This window comes from Pseudomonas sp. 11/12A, assembly GCF_000800055.1.
Taxonomy (GTDB): domain Bacteria; phylum Pseudomonadota; class Gammaproteobacteria; order Pseudomonadales; family Pseudomonadaceae; genus Aquipseudomonas; species Aquipseudomonas mohnii.
In genome coordinates, this window is record NZ_JUGV01000001.1 from 1596149 (window position 1) to 1610806 (window position 14658).

A 14658-nucleotide genomic window follows, 5' to 3' on the forward strand; every position below is an offset into this window, starting at 1 on the left:
CGGCCTCAGTATTGAATGGTGATGGCAGGGATCTTGCGCTGAGCGATGAGGACGACAGCCTGCTTGGCGCATTCCTCTGTCATCCCGCCAGCGACGAAGGCGTCCAACGCAGCACGGTTGATCTTCATCTTGTGAGCCTTGTCGACCTCGCGGGCTGCTGCTTGGCGCAGAATCTCGTCAGCTGCTGCGTTCTGGCGGGCGACCTCAGCGAGACGGGCTCGCTCTGCGGCTTCAGCCTGGCGCGCTTCCGAGTTAATGCGCTCTTGTTCGGCGCGCTGCTCGGCGGCGATTCGATCCGCTTCGGCTTGGGCGATGGCTTGCTGGTGGCGCAGCTCGTCATCAGCTTTCTGTTGAGCTGCGCGCTGTTCTGATTCGATCTTTTCCCGCGCAGCCTGGGCAGCGGCTCTTTCCGCCTGCTCGGCGGCAAATTTCAGCTCCAGTTCCCGGCGATCTGCGGCAGCCTTTGCCTCAGCTTCACGCTTGGCTGCTGCATCACGCTCCGCCTGGGCGCGCTGCTCGGCTTCGCGTCGAGCTCGCTCTTCTGCCTCTCGGGCGATCTGAGCTTCCCGATCACGCTGGGCCTGTGCTTCAGCCTCAGCGCGCAGCCGGACAAGTTCGGCTTGCTCGGCTTCGTACTTGGTACGCTTTTCAAGTGCAGTCCGCAGCATGGCCAATGTGTCAGCTTTCAATCGAAGCGCCTCAGCTTCGTGCTCGCCCAGCCAATCGCCGTCGATCACGATGCCCTCAAAGGCTCCGATGCTGATTTTCAGGTATTCGGAATCGGCGGTGCTGATGATTTGCGGGTCAAGACGAAGCTCGCCAACCCAGGCTTCTATCTCTCGTTTCTTGTTAGCCTCAGCCGCTTCCCATTCAGTCAGCGGCCTCCTGACTTCCTCTTGCCATGCTCCAAGCAACTCGCGAACACGCTTGCGCTCGGCGTCGATCTTCTTCGGCACATCCTTCAGTTCGGCGACGAGTTCTTTGCCCATAGCGTCGAGCTTTGTTTTCGATGTGGCGAGGTCGTATGCAATCGATCGGTACGCGGCCTGGCCCTTCTTGGTTTTCACGTCGGGCGCCGAGGCGTTGAACTTGTCGATTTCTTCCCGAACGCTTTGCAGGTACGGGTCGAGACCGTTAGGTGCGCTGAATACTGCCAGGGCTACTTCTTTGGCTGGCAGAATGGCCAGTTGCTGTTCTGCGGACATAAGGAATCCTTGCCGCGATGCACGCAGCGTTTGAAAGTGTGGGGTTACTGAGTGATCTGGCCGGAGTAAGCGCTTGCCAGCATCCAGGCAGCGAAAAACAGAAGGGTGATGGCAGAGCCGCGCCAGAACCAAAAGCGCTTGGCGCGTTGGTAGGCGGTCATGGCGAGCACGCCGGTAAGCTGCTGTAGCAGTAGAACCGGCGATCCGAGCCGTCGTCGTAATTCACCTCGCCTTGGGCGCCGCAGCTGCATGCGGCGATCTCTGGCTCGCGATCTTCCGGCTGTTCTTCGCGCTGACAATTCTTGCCGCCGCAATGCGGGCATTCGGTGTGGGTCAAGTTGCCATACGGCCCCATCCACCGGATTCCGAACTGGCCGCAATTACCGCAAATCATGGTCATGACCTTGCCCTCACGGCGATTCGCCCAGCCTTAACAGCTTCAACAAGCTTTGGCGGCAGCGCGGACACCGGCAATTCGCGGGGAAGGCCTGCGCCGATGACCGCTAGGCTGCGTTCGATCTCGTCGAGCTGCTCGTCGATCAGGGTTTTGATTGGTGGTGTGGTCATGCTGCTACCTCTTGCTTGATCGATGCGTTGTAGTCGGCGTAGATCTGATCAATGCGCGCCCGGTAACAGCGATGCTCCTCCTCACTGATTGCGTGGAGCAGGAAGGCGAGGGTGATGGCTGAAGTCGCTGCAGCGCTGGCGTTCGGCTTGCCGAGGTCGCGGATCATGTCGTTGATTTCACCCTCGATCCATTTGACGGCTGTCTGATGGTCTTGCTGTTGCTGGCTCATGCTGCCCACCTCCGCCGGCGTTGGTTCGCGTCGATCTCAATCCACAGGGCGGTTTCGATCTGCGGTCCGTACTGCTTGGCCAGTAGAGGCAGCAGGTGCCGTTCGACATCCATTCGGGCGCCGTCTTCGTCGTAGCAGATGCCTGATACCAACTTGAACTCCAGTTCCCGGGAGCCCTGCGCATCCCAGTCGCTGTCCCAGCTGCTCGGGCAGGGTGGCGTGTTCTCGCAGTAGGTTACCTCCACCTGGAGGACAAAGCCTTCAACAATCACTTCGTAATTCATGGTCGCCTCCAGAGTGGCGGGGTTAGGCGGTGTGCAAGAAGGCGCGGGAGGCGAGCATCGCGTCCGCCATCTTGTAAGCGGCTTTGGCCGTGTGATGCTCGGCATCGTCAAGGCCGAAAAGGCACGGCGCAGCGGCGGTAGAGATCAGTGCCTGCATTGCTTTTGCTGCGAAGTAATCACGGACGGTGACGCCATACTCGCGCCCGGACCGATGATCTGGCGCGGAAGGAAATGCTGCAGCCTGACCCGCTGTCATCGCATCGTCGTAAGCGAGTTGAGCGCCTTCGATCTGGCGGTCCATTTGGCTTGCCATGTAATCCATTGCGAATGCCTCAGTGAAAACCGCATTGGCCAGATGCCAGGCACGGGTGACCAAACCCAGCCGTGAGACTGGCCTGGCGTCTGCCGATGCGGTTTTGATTTGGGGGAGGGATGCAGGCGCCCGGAGCTGCCCGGGATGCGTCGAGTCTGGCCAGCTATGCCCTCGGACTCGCCTGCGGTACATCGTCGTCATTTCGGTTGGGCCTACCGGAACTCCGGTTGATGCGCGGTCACATCGTCGGCCCTGCTGTCCGCTGCCTGTATGAGTGTTGGGCGCAGACTTCAGGCTTGCTGCGCCACGCGGGTGGAGCGGTTACTGGTACATGGGTGCAAATCCTCCGTGTTGAGTTGAACTACCGAGAAATCCTCGGCAGTTGGTTTTGCAGATGGCCGGAGCTGATTCCGGCATGACTATCAGGAACCTAGTTGACACCGGAGTTTCACCGGGGCGAAGGCTTCAGTTCCTGTTTATTGGCCTTGGCGCTGGACACTTGGGCGCTTACTCAACAATGTTTCATCCAACCATTCCCGCCTACCATCAGGTCTTACACTTGCGCATCAGCCTGCGCATTCACCTGCTTGCCGGTGACGTCTCCGGCGCGGGCTTTAACCGCCGTCTTGCTGTCCGTGCGCATTAGCCTTGCGCGAGAGGTGATGCAGGTGTCCAGCGTCTGCTGGGTTGGCTTCCGCATCGGGGTGTGATCTGTGACTACTGCTGGCTTCTGTTTGCGGCTACCGGCGCCGCACCGACTATTTGTGCACTCAGCCACAGCGTTTTCATTCAGATCACACCCCGATGCGCTGTCATAGAGAGGATCGGGCAGTTAACGACAGGCTGTCGTTGCGCTGGTTGTTCAGAATGGTTCTGGGGCCGTATGATCTGAACTAGCGCCCTAATTTGGCGTTGAGACTCACACCCTTTGAAGGACATGAGCATGGAAAAGCACTTCGGTAATTCAGGCCTATTCAAGGCTGCTTCGTATAACAGCGACAAGCTCTTGGGCAGCGGCACCGCTAGCTGGGAGCTGAAAAATATTGCGCTTAATACGAAGGAGTTTTTGATATGTCCAAAGAACTACTCGGAGTTTCTGCTCTAGGGTTGATGGTGATTGGCGAGTTTTGTGCAATCTACAGTGAGGTGGCGACCGCTAAGCTTGCCCAAACAGAAAGTGGTTCATGGGAAGGGTTCGTACTTCCTGTTGCGCTCATGTGTTTTGCGGGATTTTGTCTGTTGGGCGCTTATTGGTTAGGGTACGTTGCTGTCGGTGATATCTGGATCGTCACCGTGGTTTCAGTGACTTCTTTGTTGCTTCTTGAACCCTTGGTGGTCTGGGCTCTGTTTCATGAGACACCAGGACGAGGCGCACTAATCGGATTCGTGCTAGGTGCCCTAGGAATGCTTTCCACTGTATTGCTTTAATGTTGCCCGCTGGCCCAGCAACCAAACGCTGGGTCAGCTCCTCGCCGGTTGGTGTGGCACTTTTTTCAGACCGGGAATTTGAATCCGGCGTCTTGGAGTGTCTTCAATCGCTCACAGAGGGCAACGTACTCCCTGAGTTCGGAGAGGCTTTTTGCATCAAGATTTGATTTCAGCTGCTTGATAGCCTGGGTGATCTCCGCGGTCTCGCGAGTAACGGCCTGCCTGAAAACTCGAAGTTCTTCGATATTCTCTTTCTTGATTTCTTCGAAAATTGCCTTGGAGCCGATGACGTTGCTGTAAGACGCTGCAAGGCTCTCAACTGTTTGGTCGACCTGCTCCTTAAGCTGGATGCTTTTCTTCAGCATCTCTTCGAAGTTCGATATCTCGGCCGAGAGGAAGTCTTCTCGCGTGATGTCTTTCATTCCAATCTCCGGTTGTTTTCCCAATGCACCCGTCACCAGGTGCATCAGTGAAAATTTCCGCTCGTACTCATCGCGCTCAGCGACTGGCCTCTCGCGCGGTAACTCTTCTGGCTTTTCGGTACAGGGTTACTCGCCACCCTGGAAGGCATTGGTGTCACTGCGTCGCACTGTGCCGGTGAAGCACCTCATCTTGGCTCCGGCAGGGAGTCCTAACAGCGCAGATCGATTGCCACTGAATCCAGAAACTTCGGCAGGTCGATCTGGCCCGGTAACCAGATCCGGGCGTGGTTCAGTTCCAGAGCTGAAATGGACAGGTGCTACTATTCGGTCTCCAAGGGAGGAATTTCGATGGATTTCGATTTGCTTACGTATGAGCTGAAAAAGGCGTTTGCTCAGCTGGACGTGGCTGAAAAACAGGAGGCCGCTAAGGCGGAAAAACTTCAGCGCAAAGCCGAGCGTGCAGCCCGTCGGAAGGCTGCAAAAAAGAAACCAGCAGCCCCTAAGGCAGCTCAGCAGCTGCCAGCAAAAGCAGCGTGTAAAGATTGCGGCAAGCTGACAAATCCTGACCCTGAGCTTTACTTCATTCCCGTGCAGTGTGGCCACTGCATGGAACTCTCAAAGTTCATCGATTTGGGAATACACCCAAGAAGGCCCGTCGAATTTTCGTCGGTTCGAATCATGCAAGGTGGCGCTCCAGGTTTGGGAAAGCGCAAATGAGCAAAAGATCGGAATCTCACGCTCAGCTGATTGATCGTCTTAGGCGTGTGCTTCAAAAGATGCAGCGGAGCCTGGCTGAAATGCCTCCCGGCAAGGGGGCAGGCTTAGTTCTTGAAATACATGCTATGGAGCAGCGCATCAAACGCGAGGAACTGCATTCAATATCTGGTTTTCGTACACCTAGAAGGCCGGTCCAAGGCGGAGCTCCGGGATCTAACCGTCGAAAGTGATGCTTTCCGCAAAGCCCTTTCCAAGACTTTCTGGAGAGCATCCGGTCCACACTTGGCGGACCGGCAGTCTCTACTCCTTGCATAGGTCAACGGTCGCTTTCCCGTCCGTGACTTTCCAGGCGCCCGTTAGGGCCAAGCCGCTGTACTGATCACCACGTAGCTTCCCCAGCTACGCCCTCCGAATGAGGTCTCCTATGCCCAGCGCCGACATGAGGTCGAATCGCTGCGTACCGTTGCGCGGTACGTCCGCTGGCTATGCATCGGCCAGCTCGGCGTCCATCAGGTTGTTAAAGAGCGTTCCGGTTGCCCGAGGCCTCTCGGCCCTTCGCAGTGGCTGTGTATCGCTGCGATGGGTGAACATTACCTGTGGGTAACATTATTCGTCAATACCTATAGGTAATGTTTTGGCCGATAAAAAACCCGCTCAGGAGCGGGTTTTTTTAAAATCTACTATTAATCAGATAGTTATGCGTCTGCCAAAATCATTTTGGCAAATGGCATTGCTGCCTCTGATTGCCCGATGCTGCCGTCGGCAAGGATGTAATCGACGCCCATCTTGCCAGCGGCAAACTCAAGCTCAGTCGTATAGGCCATGAACGTGTCCTCTTGCTGGTGAGTCAGTTTTCGATCTGGCGTCCACAGACCCAAAACCAGCTTATCTTTTGAGTGACCGATGCTTACATCTCGTAAAGCAAGAAGTTGATTGATCTTTCGATGCGCCGCGTCACGTTGCTGTGAGTTGGATGAAACGGTCATATCCAGGGACGTCAGATTTATAGCCAGGTGAGTGCCAACATAAGAAATCGGAACCCTGGCTCGACCGCCATAGAGATCCATCTTTGGGTTGAAACGAACCTTCATACCCTCTCGCGACGCCAAAACGATTTGGCGAATTGTCTCCTGAAACCTGCTAAGGGACCGATCCGCGACCTCACCATTTGATGAGTCGTTTGCCTTGGCGCTGAAAAGTGAGCAGTGAATCAAGGCAGACTTGATGATCGCTTCGATTGAAGTGTTTTTCGTCCTGGTAACCTTCCCTGTGAAAACACCGCTCATGTCAGGCTGCCACCCCTGAAGACTACCGCCCGTACTGAGGTAAGCTTGCAGCTCAGCGTTGACGCTACCCGCCAAGTGCAGGAGATGTTTTCCATAGCGGCCAAAGACCTTTTCGAGCGGCTCTGAAGAAAGCGTACTAATTACCCTTGGGGCAGACCCGTCATCTGGCACGATTGCCACACCAGATGTAATCCTCTCACCAGAGAAACTGATTGGCTCCAGGTGCACGGCCATCCACCGCGCACCAACGAGCTGACGCTTATTTCGCGAGCTTAGGAAAGCCCCTGCGGCGTCAAAGACAGATGCCCCAACTGTAGGCGATTGCATAATAAAGGCACCGTGTGTTTGATTCGTTCACGCAAGAAATCAATGATCTCCTGCCGGTCCGTGGCTGGGTCAATTTTGGCGAAATGTCCGTCTTTGTCTAGGTCATCAAGGCAAAGAGTTGCACATTTGTTAACGACAAGGTGGGCTTTCTCGAGAATTCGGTTTCGCACGGACTCATCCCAGTCATTGACCTTTCCATCAACGAGCAGGTTCCGAACCTCAATAGAGGGATTGTCTAGCCCCCACAAATCCCAGTACGTTCCGGTCAGTGCGCGACCATGGTCTATCAGCCAGAACTCCTGCCGTCCGGGTGAATAGATGATGTTTCCCATGTTGCGATCGTCGTTAGCGATTAGCTCGTCGAGGGCGATCGTACCATCGAGGTCGAACTGTTTCTCCACAGCTTTTACGAACGCGAGGGATGGATTTTTCAATGCCCGCTCTAGGCTGTAACTACGACTGCCGGCCTGTTGGCTGGCGAAGCAAACCATCAGCCCCTTGCCCTGGTAGCTTGATTCAAATTCCTCCGGAATCTCTGCAGTGTCGAGGATCACTATGAAGGGCCTAGGAATTTTCATGCCCAGGGCGCGCCCGACTTGGGCGGCCGTCAGCTCGGCAATAATCTTCCTTGGGTCCAGGCTCAGCTTCACATAGCCGGTAACCGTTTTGCCTTCCATATCAAGGAGTTCGGCCTTGTATGTTTCGCCATCATTCCCTTCGCTAACGCGACCAAGGATGGTGGTGACATCTGCCTCGCCAATAGGCTCGAGGCTACTCTTTGCTGAGCTGTTCAAATCTGGCTGCAATCCCTTCGAGTAATACCAAGTCCGCTTCTTTGAGTCGTCCACCTAAAGCGGCTTTTTCAATGCGCCTAAGCGCGTCGAGACTTCTTGGAGTGGCTATTCCTTTCAGACTCTGTAGGACTTTCATATTCTCGCCATCAAGGTGACTGTCGGATGTAGGCGCTGGCATATCCGCCGGACTTGAGCTCAGCGGCTCATCCATCGCATACCTAGGCAGACCTAGAGCCTCCTCGATATGCCTGGCGAAATCTTCACCAATCTTTTTGCGGTTTTCCGGCGCAATTGTCTTCGACAGGCAGCGTGCGATATAGCTTGGGCTTTTGCCAAGAGCATCAGCGATCCGGACCTTTGCGCCCTCAAAACGCTCGTCCATCAAGTGCTGCAGGTTTGCTTGGCGAATTTCTGAAATATCCATTTGCGGATCATCGTGCTCTGTTACCAAAAGGTAAATTCCCTATAGGTATTGCCTTCATGATTACCTGCGGGTAATAATCTTGGCGTCTAGAAGGAGGTTCCCTATGCGGAGCAAAAATCTAAGCCTGCTTGCATGGCTCAAAACAGCAACTGATGAGCAGGTTGAGGGAACCGGTACGACTCGGGCCTACCTTCGACTGATTGCTTACGGACACAAAACCGCGTCTGCCGAAATTGCCGCTCGCACCGAACAGGCCACATCTGGCGCAGTTACTAGGCGCGACCTGCGCCCCGAAGATTGGCGCCAAATCTGGCCCGAGCTTTCTGCCGCCTAACCCACAACCCGCTGCGAACTGAGTGATGCAGTCGCCCGCTCAAACCCTCGCAGCTCTTCACGACCAAGCCGATTCCGTAAAGGACTGGCAACCCTCTCAAACGCAGGCCAAAGCCTGAGTTGAGACGACAAGGGAAGGGTGGAAGCCAAGGCGACCACCAAGCAGCAAAGGGCGGCTACCTCGCCTTGTAGTTCGGAAGAGTCGGTCATGGATGCGTCCTTGATCGTTAGTGGCGATTTGGCATGAACCCAGAATACGAACGAGAGAGCCTCATGGAAACGTCGAACTTGCGACACGAAACACGCGATGCGGTCTTGGTCGCTATTGCGCGCGACATGATCGCCAGGACCAGCATGAGCCAAGACGGCTTTGCCGAGCAGCTCAACCACCAGCTGTTTGATCGTGCGCCAGAACGCTGCAAAGAGAAGGGCTTTCCAGATCTCCAAGCGATGACCAAGACCGCAGACATGCAGGCTTACGGCCGCGCCTATAAAGCATGGAGCAAGCGTGTTGAGCGCTGGCTCGATGACAGCGGCGACCGCGTCGAAATTCCTTCGTGGATTGAAGAGTCTTGGGTCGCTGCCCTTGATCAGCCTTGGCGTGACCGCGCACTGATTGAGCTGTCGAGCCGTTACGGCCTCCTTGCCGTCAGACAGATCGGCTCAGGGATCGACGACGCCTTGCAGGTTTTCGCCGGTATCTCGACCAGCTTTGGCCATGTAGCCGGATTGGGCGGGAAGGTTTTCGCGGACGGCGTGTTTGACCAGAAGGACCGGGTTTACGCCGAGTCGTTCGAATCCTTCTGCCGCTCCCTGGCCGCGCATGCCGTCGCAATGGCTGATCGAGCCGCTCTTGTCGCCTCGAAGATTCACTAAATCCCAGACACAAAAAAGCCGACGTACGAGGTCGGCTTTTTCAACAGCGGTAAAACAAGTGGAGCCGAGTATGCACACACAATTCACCACCGGCAATACCCCGACCGATGTCGCGACACGTTTTGTTAATTCTGAAAACGTGTCGCGGACTATTTCCAGTATCGAACTGCGGGACATGGTTAACGTCGCACGCGCTCAAGCTGGCGAGCCCAAGGTTAGAAACGACCAGTTCATTATCCGAGTGCAAGACGAACTAGGCGACGAACTGGGGGAGTGCAAAACAATTGCACACCCCCAGAGCCGCGTGGATATGGCCAGCTACGACCTGACCCTTGATCAATGCATGCTTGTCGGTATGCGTGAGTCGAAGGCTGTTCGCCGCACGGTCTTGCAAAAACTGAAGGACCTGGAGGGCCCGCGCGTTCTCGCAACTCTCCCGGACTTTTCAAATCCAGCAGCTGCAGCTCGCGCCTGGGCCGAGCAATTCGAACTACAGCAGCAAGCCAGTCTAGCCCTCATCGAGGCCGCACCGAAGATCGCCTTCGTCGACAACTACGTCGCGTCCACTGGGCTTAAGGGCTTCCGTCAAACAGCCAAGCTGCTCAAGGCCAACGAGTCGCGGTTCCGAGAATTCTTGATCGACAAAAAAATCATGTACCGCATGGGTGGTGAGTGGCAGGCCTATCAGCCTCACATCGATGCAGGGCGCTTTGAAGTCAAAGCCGGCACCAGTGACAGCGGACACGCCTTCAATCAATCCAAATTCACCCCCAAGGGCGTCAACTGGGTTGCCGGTCTGTGGGCTCAGTACAAACTCCAGGAGGTCGAATGATGGCCCGCATCCGCACTGTCAAACCCGAGTTCTGGTCCAGTGAGCAGGTCATGTCCTGCCGCCCATTGGCTCGCCTGCTTTTCATCGGTCTATGGAATTTCTGCGATGACGGCGGCAACCACCCGCTGTCTCCAAGAACCATCAAAGCTCTCGTCTTCCCCGGGGACGACATTACTGTCGAAGAAGTCAGTGAACTACTGGGTGAGCTTGAAGGCGCCAACCTGACTGTGAGCTACCAGGCTGAGGGCAAACACTACATCCACGTCAGTGGCTGGAAACACCAGAGAATCGAGAAAAAGAACTTCAAACACCCGAAGTTTCCCCTAGAAGTCGACGACGAGTCGGAGAGTGGTCGTCGAGCATTCGCAGAGGAGTCGTCGACTGGTCGTCGACCGGTAGACCCCGGAAGGGAAGGGAAGGGAATAGGAGAAGATCAACACAACACTCCTAGCGCGAGCGAGCCTGAATTCGTCGATCCGAACCTGCCGACCGAGATGACCCTTGACTGGGTGCCCGACGAGAACCTGCTGAAAAACTACGCGCTGCGTATGGCCCTGCCTGTCGCCCTGTTCACCACCGAGGCCATCGGCGCCTTCGTCTGCCATTACACGGCAAGCGGCCGGGCCGAAACACAGAAGGCATGGGTGAGCCTGCTGGTGAAGTGGATCAAGCGTGACAACGCCACGGCCGCCGCCTCCAACGTTCGCCAGTTCCCGATGAAGCGCCAGGTCAACGGCCCGGACTTCGACGACAAGACCTGGGCTGATGACTTGGGGGATCTGTGATGAAGAACCCAAATCAGCTCATGCAGACCCTGGGCAACCTGCCTGCCGTGGAGACAGCGCCGCTCAAGATCGACACCGGTACCGCCGACGTCGTGAACTCGCTGTTCAAGGAGTTGCAGGCGATCTTCCCAGCGTGGCGCCAGGCATGGCCAACCGATGAGGCGCTGATGACTGCCAAGCGCACATGGGTCAAGGCGTTCATGGCCGAGGGCATCAAGCAGATTGAGCAGATCCGCTTCGGCCTGCAGAACTGTCGCAAGCTTGGAAGCGACTTCGCGCCGTCGGTGGGCAAGTTCATCCAGATGTGCCAGCCAACCCCGGAAGCCCTCGGCATTCCATCCCATGAGGCCGCCTTTGCCGAGTCCGTCGCCAATGCTCACCCGAGCATGGCCGGCAGCCGGGAGTGGTCGCACCAGGCCGTGTATCACGCTGCAAGCCAATGCGGATTCCACGCGCTGAACACGATGAAGGCTGAGGTCAGCCGAAAGCTGTTCGACCGTAACTACGACATCACCATCCGAATGATGCTGGCCGGTGAGCGCCTGCGGAACATCCCGCTGGCATTGCCAGAGCGGGTCAATGGTCGTGTCACTGCTGCGATCGGCAATCAGGCGCTGGCAGACCTACGCAAGAACCGGGGAGGGCATGTGCATGGGTAACGACAAGATGCGTGAAGATTTTGAGGCGTGGTACGCGATCTATGAAAGTCGTCGCGCCTGCAATGGGTGGATTCCGCTGGAGAAGTATCTCGTTACACGTCTGTTTGATGCATGGAAAGCCTCTCGCGAAACGCTGGTGATTAAGCTGCCGACCGAACAGCCAGGCTACATGTACTACGCCCCCGATGTTGTCGAGGCCATCGAAGCCGCCGGCCTGAAGGTGAAGCCATGACTGCCCCATTTTTCCTGATTGCCCGTTACATCTCCGGTACAGGCCCCGCCATGACTTCGACACCCATGCAAAGCTTGGAGATTTGCGAGTTAGCCGCAGCGCAAATCAAGACGCTCGCGGGCGTTCTCACCACGATCAAAACTCAGTGCGTGCGGGGTGAGGCATGACTGATTACAGCGAACTGAAGCGGCTGGCAGATCGGGTGATATCTGATCGCCGATTCTGCGGCGATGAAAACCACAAAGCTCTTGCTGATGGTGTCATGGCCCTGATCGCCGAGATTGAATTTCTAACCGAGTCACGCCAAGAGGCGAGAGAAGAACGGAACAAGATCGGTGATCGGCATGATGCGCTTGAGGCCGAGCGCGACCAGCTCAAGGCCGAGAACGATGCGCTGCGCAAGGCTGTGCTGGAAGCCCGTGAATTCATCATGCACGAAGCAGAGGTTCGTGGGCTTCTTGATGAAAACAATGAAGTCTCCTTCAGACATCCGCGGCGCCAGGCGGCCATCGCGGTCATCGACGCCGCCATGGGCAAGGGAGAGCAGTCATGAAGTCACTTTTGCAGTGGTTCGTATTCTGGAAGCCAGCGAAGAGTATTCCGATGGCTGTTTTCCAAGGGTGCATAGCAGGGCTGGTGTTTGCACTGTTTGTGTTTTCGCCTCTCTGGATATCGCTGATCGAGGTGTCTCATGGCTGAACTCGCCCTTATCCGCACCGCCCAAGGCTTGGTGCCAGCCACCGAGGCCGACCGCGAACTGGTCCAAAAGTGGAAGGCCGGCCAGGTCATTCACGGCAAGTTCACCCGCATGCGCAACGGCAAGTTCCACGGCAAGTTCTTCTCGATGCTTGATCTGGCCTGGGATTACTGGGAGCCGGTCGGCGGCCTCATCCCTCGCCAGGAAATGCGCGGCATTCAGGGGCTGGCGAAGTTCTTCGAAGCGCAGAGCGGCAAGCCGGGGCAGCTGTCTCACGCGGTCGCGGCTTACGTCGCCGGTCTGGAGACTGCCCGCGCCGAACGCTTCCCCGCCGTGGACAAGTCCCGCGAAGCCTTCCGCGAATGGGTGACGATCGAGGCCGGACACTTTCACCTGGTGCACACGCCGGAGGGTATTCGCAAAGAGGCCAAGTCGATCAGTTGGGCAAATATGGACGACACGGCCTTTGAGCCACTTTACCGCGACGTGTTTAACGCCTGCTGGCGATTGGTGCTGTCTGCGCATTTTGAGAGTGAGGCCGAGGCGCTGTCTGCTGCTGATCAGTTGGGGAGCTATGCATGAGTCAGAAATTCACCATGCGTTACATCGCCCGTGAGGTTGCCATCGGCATGTTTGACCGCGATATGTACGTGGAGGCATGGAAGGGCGCCTACCGGTTCCTGTATGCCGTAACAGCTTTCGCATTCCGCCTGCTGATGCTGGTCACGTTTCCTGTATCAGTGCCTTTCCTGTGGGGGTTCTTCCGCGTGATGGAGCCGATCAACCAGAAGCGGCGCAAAGCCCGAAACGAGAAAGCCATGCAGGCCTACCGCAAGCGCTTGCAGGAGGAGGATTGATGCTCGCCGCCAAGCAACCCAAGCCAAAGACCTGCAAGAACCCAGCATGCGGTATCACCTTCCCGCCGCAGCGCCTCGGTCAGAAGGTATGCAGCCCCAAGTGCGGGCTGGCCATCAAGGACGTGAATCAGGAGAAGGCGCGCAAGTCGCTGGCCCAGATCGAACGCCGCGAGATCAAGGTCCGCAAAGAGAAGCTGAAGAGTAGGGCGGATCACCTCAAGGACGCAGAGAAGGCTGTCCGCGACTACCGGCGCACCTACGAGCTGAGCATTGGAAGCGGCTGCATCAGTTGCGGAGAGTCGCAGGAATCGATTCTGGCGGCCCAGGGCTGGAAGACTGGCGGTGCGTTCGATGCGGGCCATTTCCTCGGCAAGGGCGCCCGTCCAGAGCTGAGGCTGCTGCCAACCAATATCTGGCTTCAGTGCAAAAGCTGTAACGCAGGCTCATCCAAGTTCGCCCGCAAAGGCGAGACGGTTTCCCAGGGCTTCCGGTCTGGGCTTATCGCCCGCATCGGCCTGGACGCTGTCGAGGCGCTCGAAGCCGACCATGAGCCGCGCAAGCACACAATCGAAGAATTGAAAGCCATTACCGCCGAATACCGGGCAAAGACCAGAGAATTGAAGGGGAGAGCAGCATGACCTATCGCAATGTGGTATCCGCAGTAGTTCGGGCGCTCGCCGCCGAAACCATCAACTCTGCCGGTGGGTGCGATTTTGAGCCAAAGGTCCAGTGCGCCAAGCAGAAGGGGGAGATCGTAGGCAAGGAGGCTGCATTCCTGGCCGACTGCTGGGTGTTTGGTCGGCTGCATAAGTCGCTGCCTGCAGAGCACTGGCGAGTCCTGGTGGCGAAGTACTCGACCCATACCGAGCGCAAGCACGCAGCGATTGCGGAACTGACTCGCGCGATGCGTTCGCCTGCGCCGGAGCGGTTCCTGCATTGCGCCGTGGTTACCTGGGCGCTGCCTCGACTTCCAGGTGTCGACGGGAAGCGCTCCACCAACGTTCTGCCTGCCGGTTGGTACGAGATGGACAACTGGTCAAACGAACCGCATCCGATTAAGACCCAGGAGCGGTGGAGGCGTGACATTCGCAAGGCACTGGAGCGGGAAGTGGATCAGGCTTTGGTGTCCGCTCAAACCCTGCTGGATGCAGATGGACTCATTGGGACACAAGCCGCTTGACGACGAGTGAGCCAATGAGCCATTATCTACTCATCCTGTCATTCCTGCGTGTGTAGGAATGAGCCGATAAGCCTCGCCAGAGAAATCTGCCGGGGCTTCGTCGTATTCGGCTTAGGAGAAATCTATGACTAGAGCTCAACGACGACACGACACGCGCCGCATCAAGGCTCGTTTTTATGCGAAGCAGAGCGCTCAGGAGTGCTGGTCAAC

At 56.8% G+C, this 14658-nt stretch carries 23 protein-coding genes; 13 read left to right on the top strand and 10 right to left on the bottom strand.

Features of this window, described 5'->3' with window-relative positions; translation table 11 throughout:
• Positions 1–5 precede the first annotated feature (5 nt).
• The 6 genes from GQ39_RS07360 to GQ39_RS32835 all read right to left on the bottom strand — a co-directional run bounded on the left by GQ39_RS07360 (position 6) and on the right by GQ39_RS32835 (position 3299).
• Positions 6–1205 (bottom strand): hypothetical protein, encoded by a 1200-nt coding sequence (locus GQ39_RS07360; protein WP_047528596.1) that lies wholly within the window; start codon positions 1203–1205, stop codon positions 6–8.
• 396 nt (positions 1206–1601) lie between these two features.
• A complete protein-coding gene (locus tag GQ39_RS32980; protein ID WP_177329320.1) occupies positions 1602–1772 on the bottom strand; it encodes a hypothetical protein in 171 nt (56 codons plus the stop codon).
• Entirely contained in the window at positions 1769–2002 is a 234-nt protein-coding gene (locus GQ39_RS07370) for a hypothetical protein (RefSeq protein ID WP_047528599.1), read from the bottom strand. The genes GQ39_RS32980 and GQ39_RS07370 overlap by 4 nt, the downstream gene beginning before the upstream one ends.
• Positions 1999–2286, bottom strand: coding sequence for a hypothetical protein (locus tag GQ39_RS07375; RefSeq protein ID WP_047528600.1), 288 nt, complete (start codon positions 2284–2286; stop codon positions 1999–2001). Before GQ39_RS07375 ends, GQ39_RS07370 begins: the two co-directional genes overlap by 4 nt.
• A 22-nt stretch (positions 2287–2308) precedes the next feature.
• Positions 2309–2608, bottom strand: a complete 300-nt coding sequence (locus GQ39_RS07380; protein ID WP_047528601.1) for a hypothetical protein — start codon at positions 2606–2608, stop codon at positions 2309–2311.
• Positions 2609–3152: 544 nt separating this feature from the next.
• The gene (locus GQ39_RS32835; RefSeq protein ID WP_161793923.1) at positions 3153–3299 is read right to left on the bottom strand and encodes a hypothetical protein; all 147 of its coding nucleotides are present in this window, start codon (positions 3297–3299) and stop codon (positions 3153–3155) included.
• Positions 3300–3709: 410 nt separating this feature from the next.
• Between GQ39_RS32835 and GQ39_RS07385 the strand changes: the two genes are divergently transcribed.
• Entirely contained in the window at positions 3710–4027 is a 318-nt protein-coding gene (locus GQ39_RS07385; RefSeq protein ID WP_047528602.1) for a hypothetical protein, read from the top strand.
• 65 nt (positions 4028–4092) lie between these two features.
• Here the strand turns inward: GQ39_RS07385 and GQ39_RS07390 are convergent, their stop codons facing one another.
• Complete coding sequence (locus tag GQ39_RS07390; RefSeq protein ID WP_047528603.1) at positions 4093–4449, bottom strand: hypothetical protein; 357 nt, start codon at positions 4447–4449, stop codon at positions 4093–4095.
• A 348-nt stretch (positions 4450–4797) separates the two neighbouring features.
• Here GQ39_RS07390 and GQ39_RS07395 point away from each other — a divergent pair, with 348 nt between their 5' ends.
• The gene (locus GQ39_RS07395) at positions 4798–5166 is read left to right on the top strand and encodes a hypothetical protein (RefSeq protein WP_047528604.1); all 369 of its coding nucleotides are present in this window, start codon (positions 4798–4800) and stop codon (positions 5164–5166) included.
• 695 nt (positions 5167–5861) lie between these two features.
• On the opposite strand, the gene GQ39_RS07400 is transcribed toward GQ39_RS07395, so the two are convergent.
• From GQ39_RS07400 to GQ39_RS30925, 3 genes are read right to left on the bottom strand one after another with little or no spacing between them, the layout of a single operon-like run.
• Positions 5862–6686, bottom strand: coding sequence for a hypothetical protein (locus tag GQ39_RS07400; protein WP_047528605.1), 825 nt, complete (start codon positions 6684–6686; stop codon positions 5862–5864).
• A 38-nt stretch (positions 6687–6724) separates the two neighbouring features.
• Positions 6725–7573, bottom strand: a complete 849-nt coding sequence (locus GQ39_RS07405; RefSeq protein ID WP_047528606.1) for a HipA family kinase — start codon at positions 7571–7573, stop codon at positions 6725–6727.
• The gene (locus GQ39_RS30925) at positions 7551–7997 is read right to left on the bottom strand and encodes a hypothetical protein (RefSeq protein WP_052193493.1); all 447 of its coding nucleotides are present in this window, start codon (positions 7995–7997) and stop codon (positions 7551–7553) included. Before GQ39_RS30925 ends, GQ39_RS07405 begins: the two co-directional genes overlap by 23 nt.
• 606 nt (positions 7998–8603) lie before the next feature.
• Between GQ39_RS30925 and GQ39_RS07425 the strand changes: the two genes are divergently transcribed.
• The 11 genes from GQ39_RS07425 (at position 8604) to GQ39_RS07470 (ending at position 14448) form a co-directional block, all read left to right on the top strand.
• Complete coding sequence (locus GQ39_RS07425) at positions 8604–9206, top strand: hypothetical protein (RefSeq protein ID WP_047528608.1); 603 nt, start codon at positions 8604–8606, stop codon at positions 9204–9206.
• A gap of 70 nt (positions 9207–9276) precedes the next feature.
• Entirely contained in the window at positions 9277–10038 is a 762-nt protein-coding gene (locus GQ39_RS07430) for a phage antirepressor KilAC domain-containing protein (protein ID WP_052193494.1), read from the top strand.
• Entirely contained in the window at positions 10035–10823 is a 789-nt protein-coding gene (locus GQ39_RS07435; protein ID WP_177329321.1) for a DnaT-like ssDNA-binding domain-containing protein, read from the top strand. Before GQ39_RS07430 ends, GQ39_RS07435 begins: the two co-directional genes overlap by 4 nt.
• Positions 10823–11482, top strand: coding sequence for a replication protein P (locus GQ39_RS07440; protein ID WP_047528609.1), 660 nt, complete (start codon positions 10823–10825; stop codon positions 11480–11482). The genes GQ39_RS07435 and GQ39_RS07440 overlap by 1 nt, the downstream gene beginning before the upstream one ends.
• Complete coding sequence (locus GQ39_RS07445; RefSeq protein WP_047528610.1) at positions 11475–11714, top strand: hypothetical protein; 240 nt, start codon at positions 11475–11477, stop codon at positions 11712–11714. Before GQ39_RS07440 ends, GQ39_RS07445 begins: the two co-directional genes overlap by 8 nt.
• Complete coding sequence (locus GQ39_RS32840) at positions 11711–11881, top strand: hypothetical protein (protein WP_161793924.1); 171 nt, start codon at positions 11711–11713, stop codon at positions 11879–11881. Before GQ39_RS07445 ends, GQ39_RS32840 begins: the two co-directional genes overlap by 4 nt.
• Complete coding sequence (locus GQ39_RS07450) at positions 11878–12267, top strand: hypothetical protein (RefSeq protein ID WP_047528611.1); 390 nt, start codon at positions 11878–11880, stop codon at positions 12265–12267. The genes GQ39_RS32840 and GQ39_RS07450 overlap by 4 nt, the downstream gene beginning before the upstream one ends.
• Positions 12268–12405: 138 nt before the next feature.
• Positions 12406–12993 (top strand): DUF1367 family protein, encoded by a 588-nt coding sequence (locus GQ39_RS07455; protein ID WP_047528612.1) that lies wholly within the window; start codon positions 12406–12408, stop codon positions 12991–12993.
• Positions 12990–13268 (top strand): hypothetical protein, encoded by a 279-nt coding sequence (locus tag GQ39_RS07460; RefSeq protein WP_047528613.1) that lies wholly within the window; start codon positions 12990–12992, stop codon positions 13266–13268. The genes GQ39_RS07455 and GQ39_RS07460 overlap by 4 nt, the downstream gene beginning before the upstream one ends.
• The gene (locus GQ39_RS07465) at positions 13268–13906 is read left to right on the top strand and encodes a recombination protein NinG (protein ID WP_047528614.1); all 639 of its coding nucleotides are present in this window, start codon (positions 13268–13270) and stop codon (positions 13904–13906) included. Before GQ39_RS07460 ends, GQ39_RS07465 begins: the two co-directional genes overlap by 1 nt.
• Entirely contained in the window at positions 13903–14448 is a 546-nt protein-coding gene (locus tag GQ39_RS07470) for a hypothetical protein (protein ID WP_047528615.1), read from the top strand. The genes GQ39_RS07465 and GQ39_RS07470 overlap by 4 nt, the downstream gene beginning before the upstream one ends.
• Positions 14449–14658 lie beyond the last annotated feature (210 nt).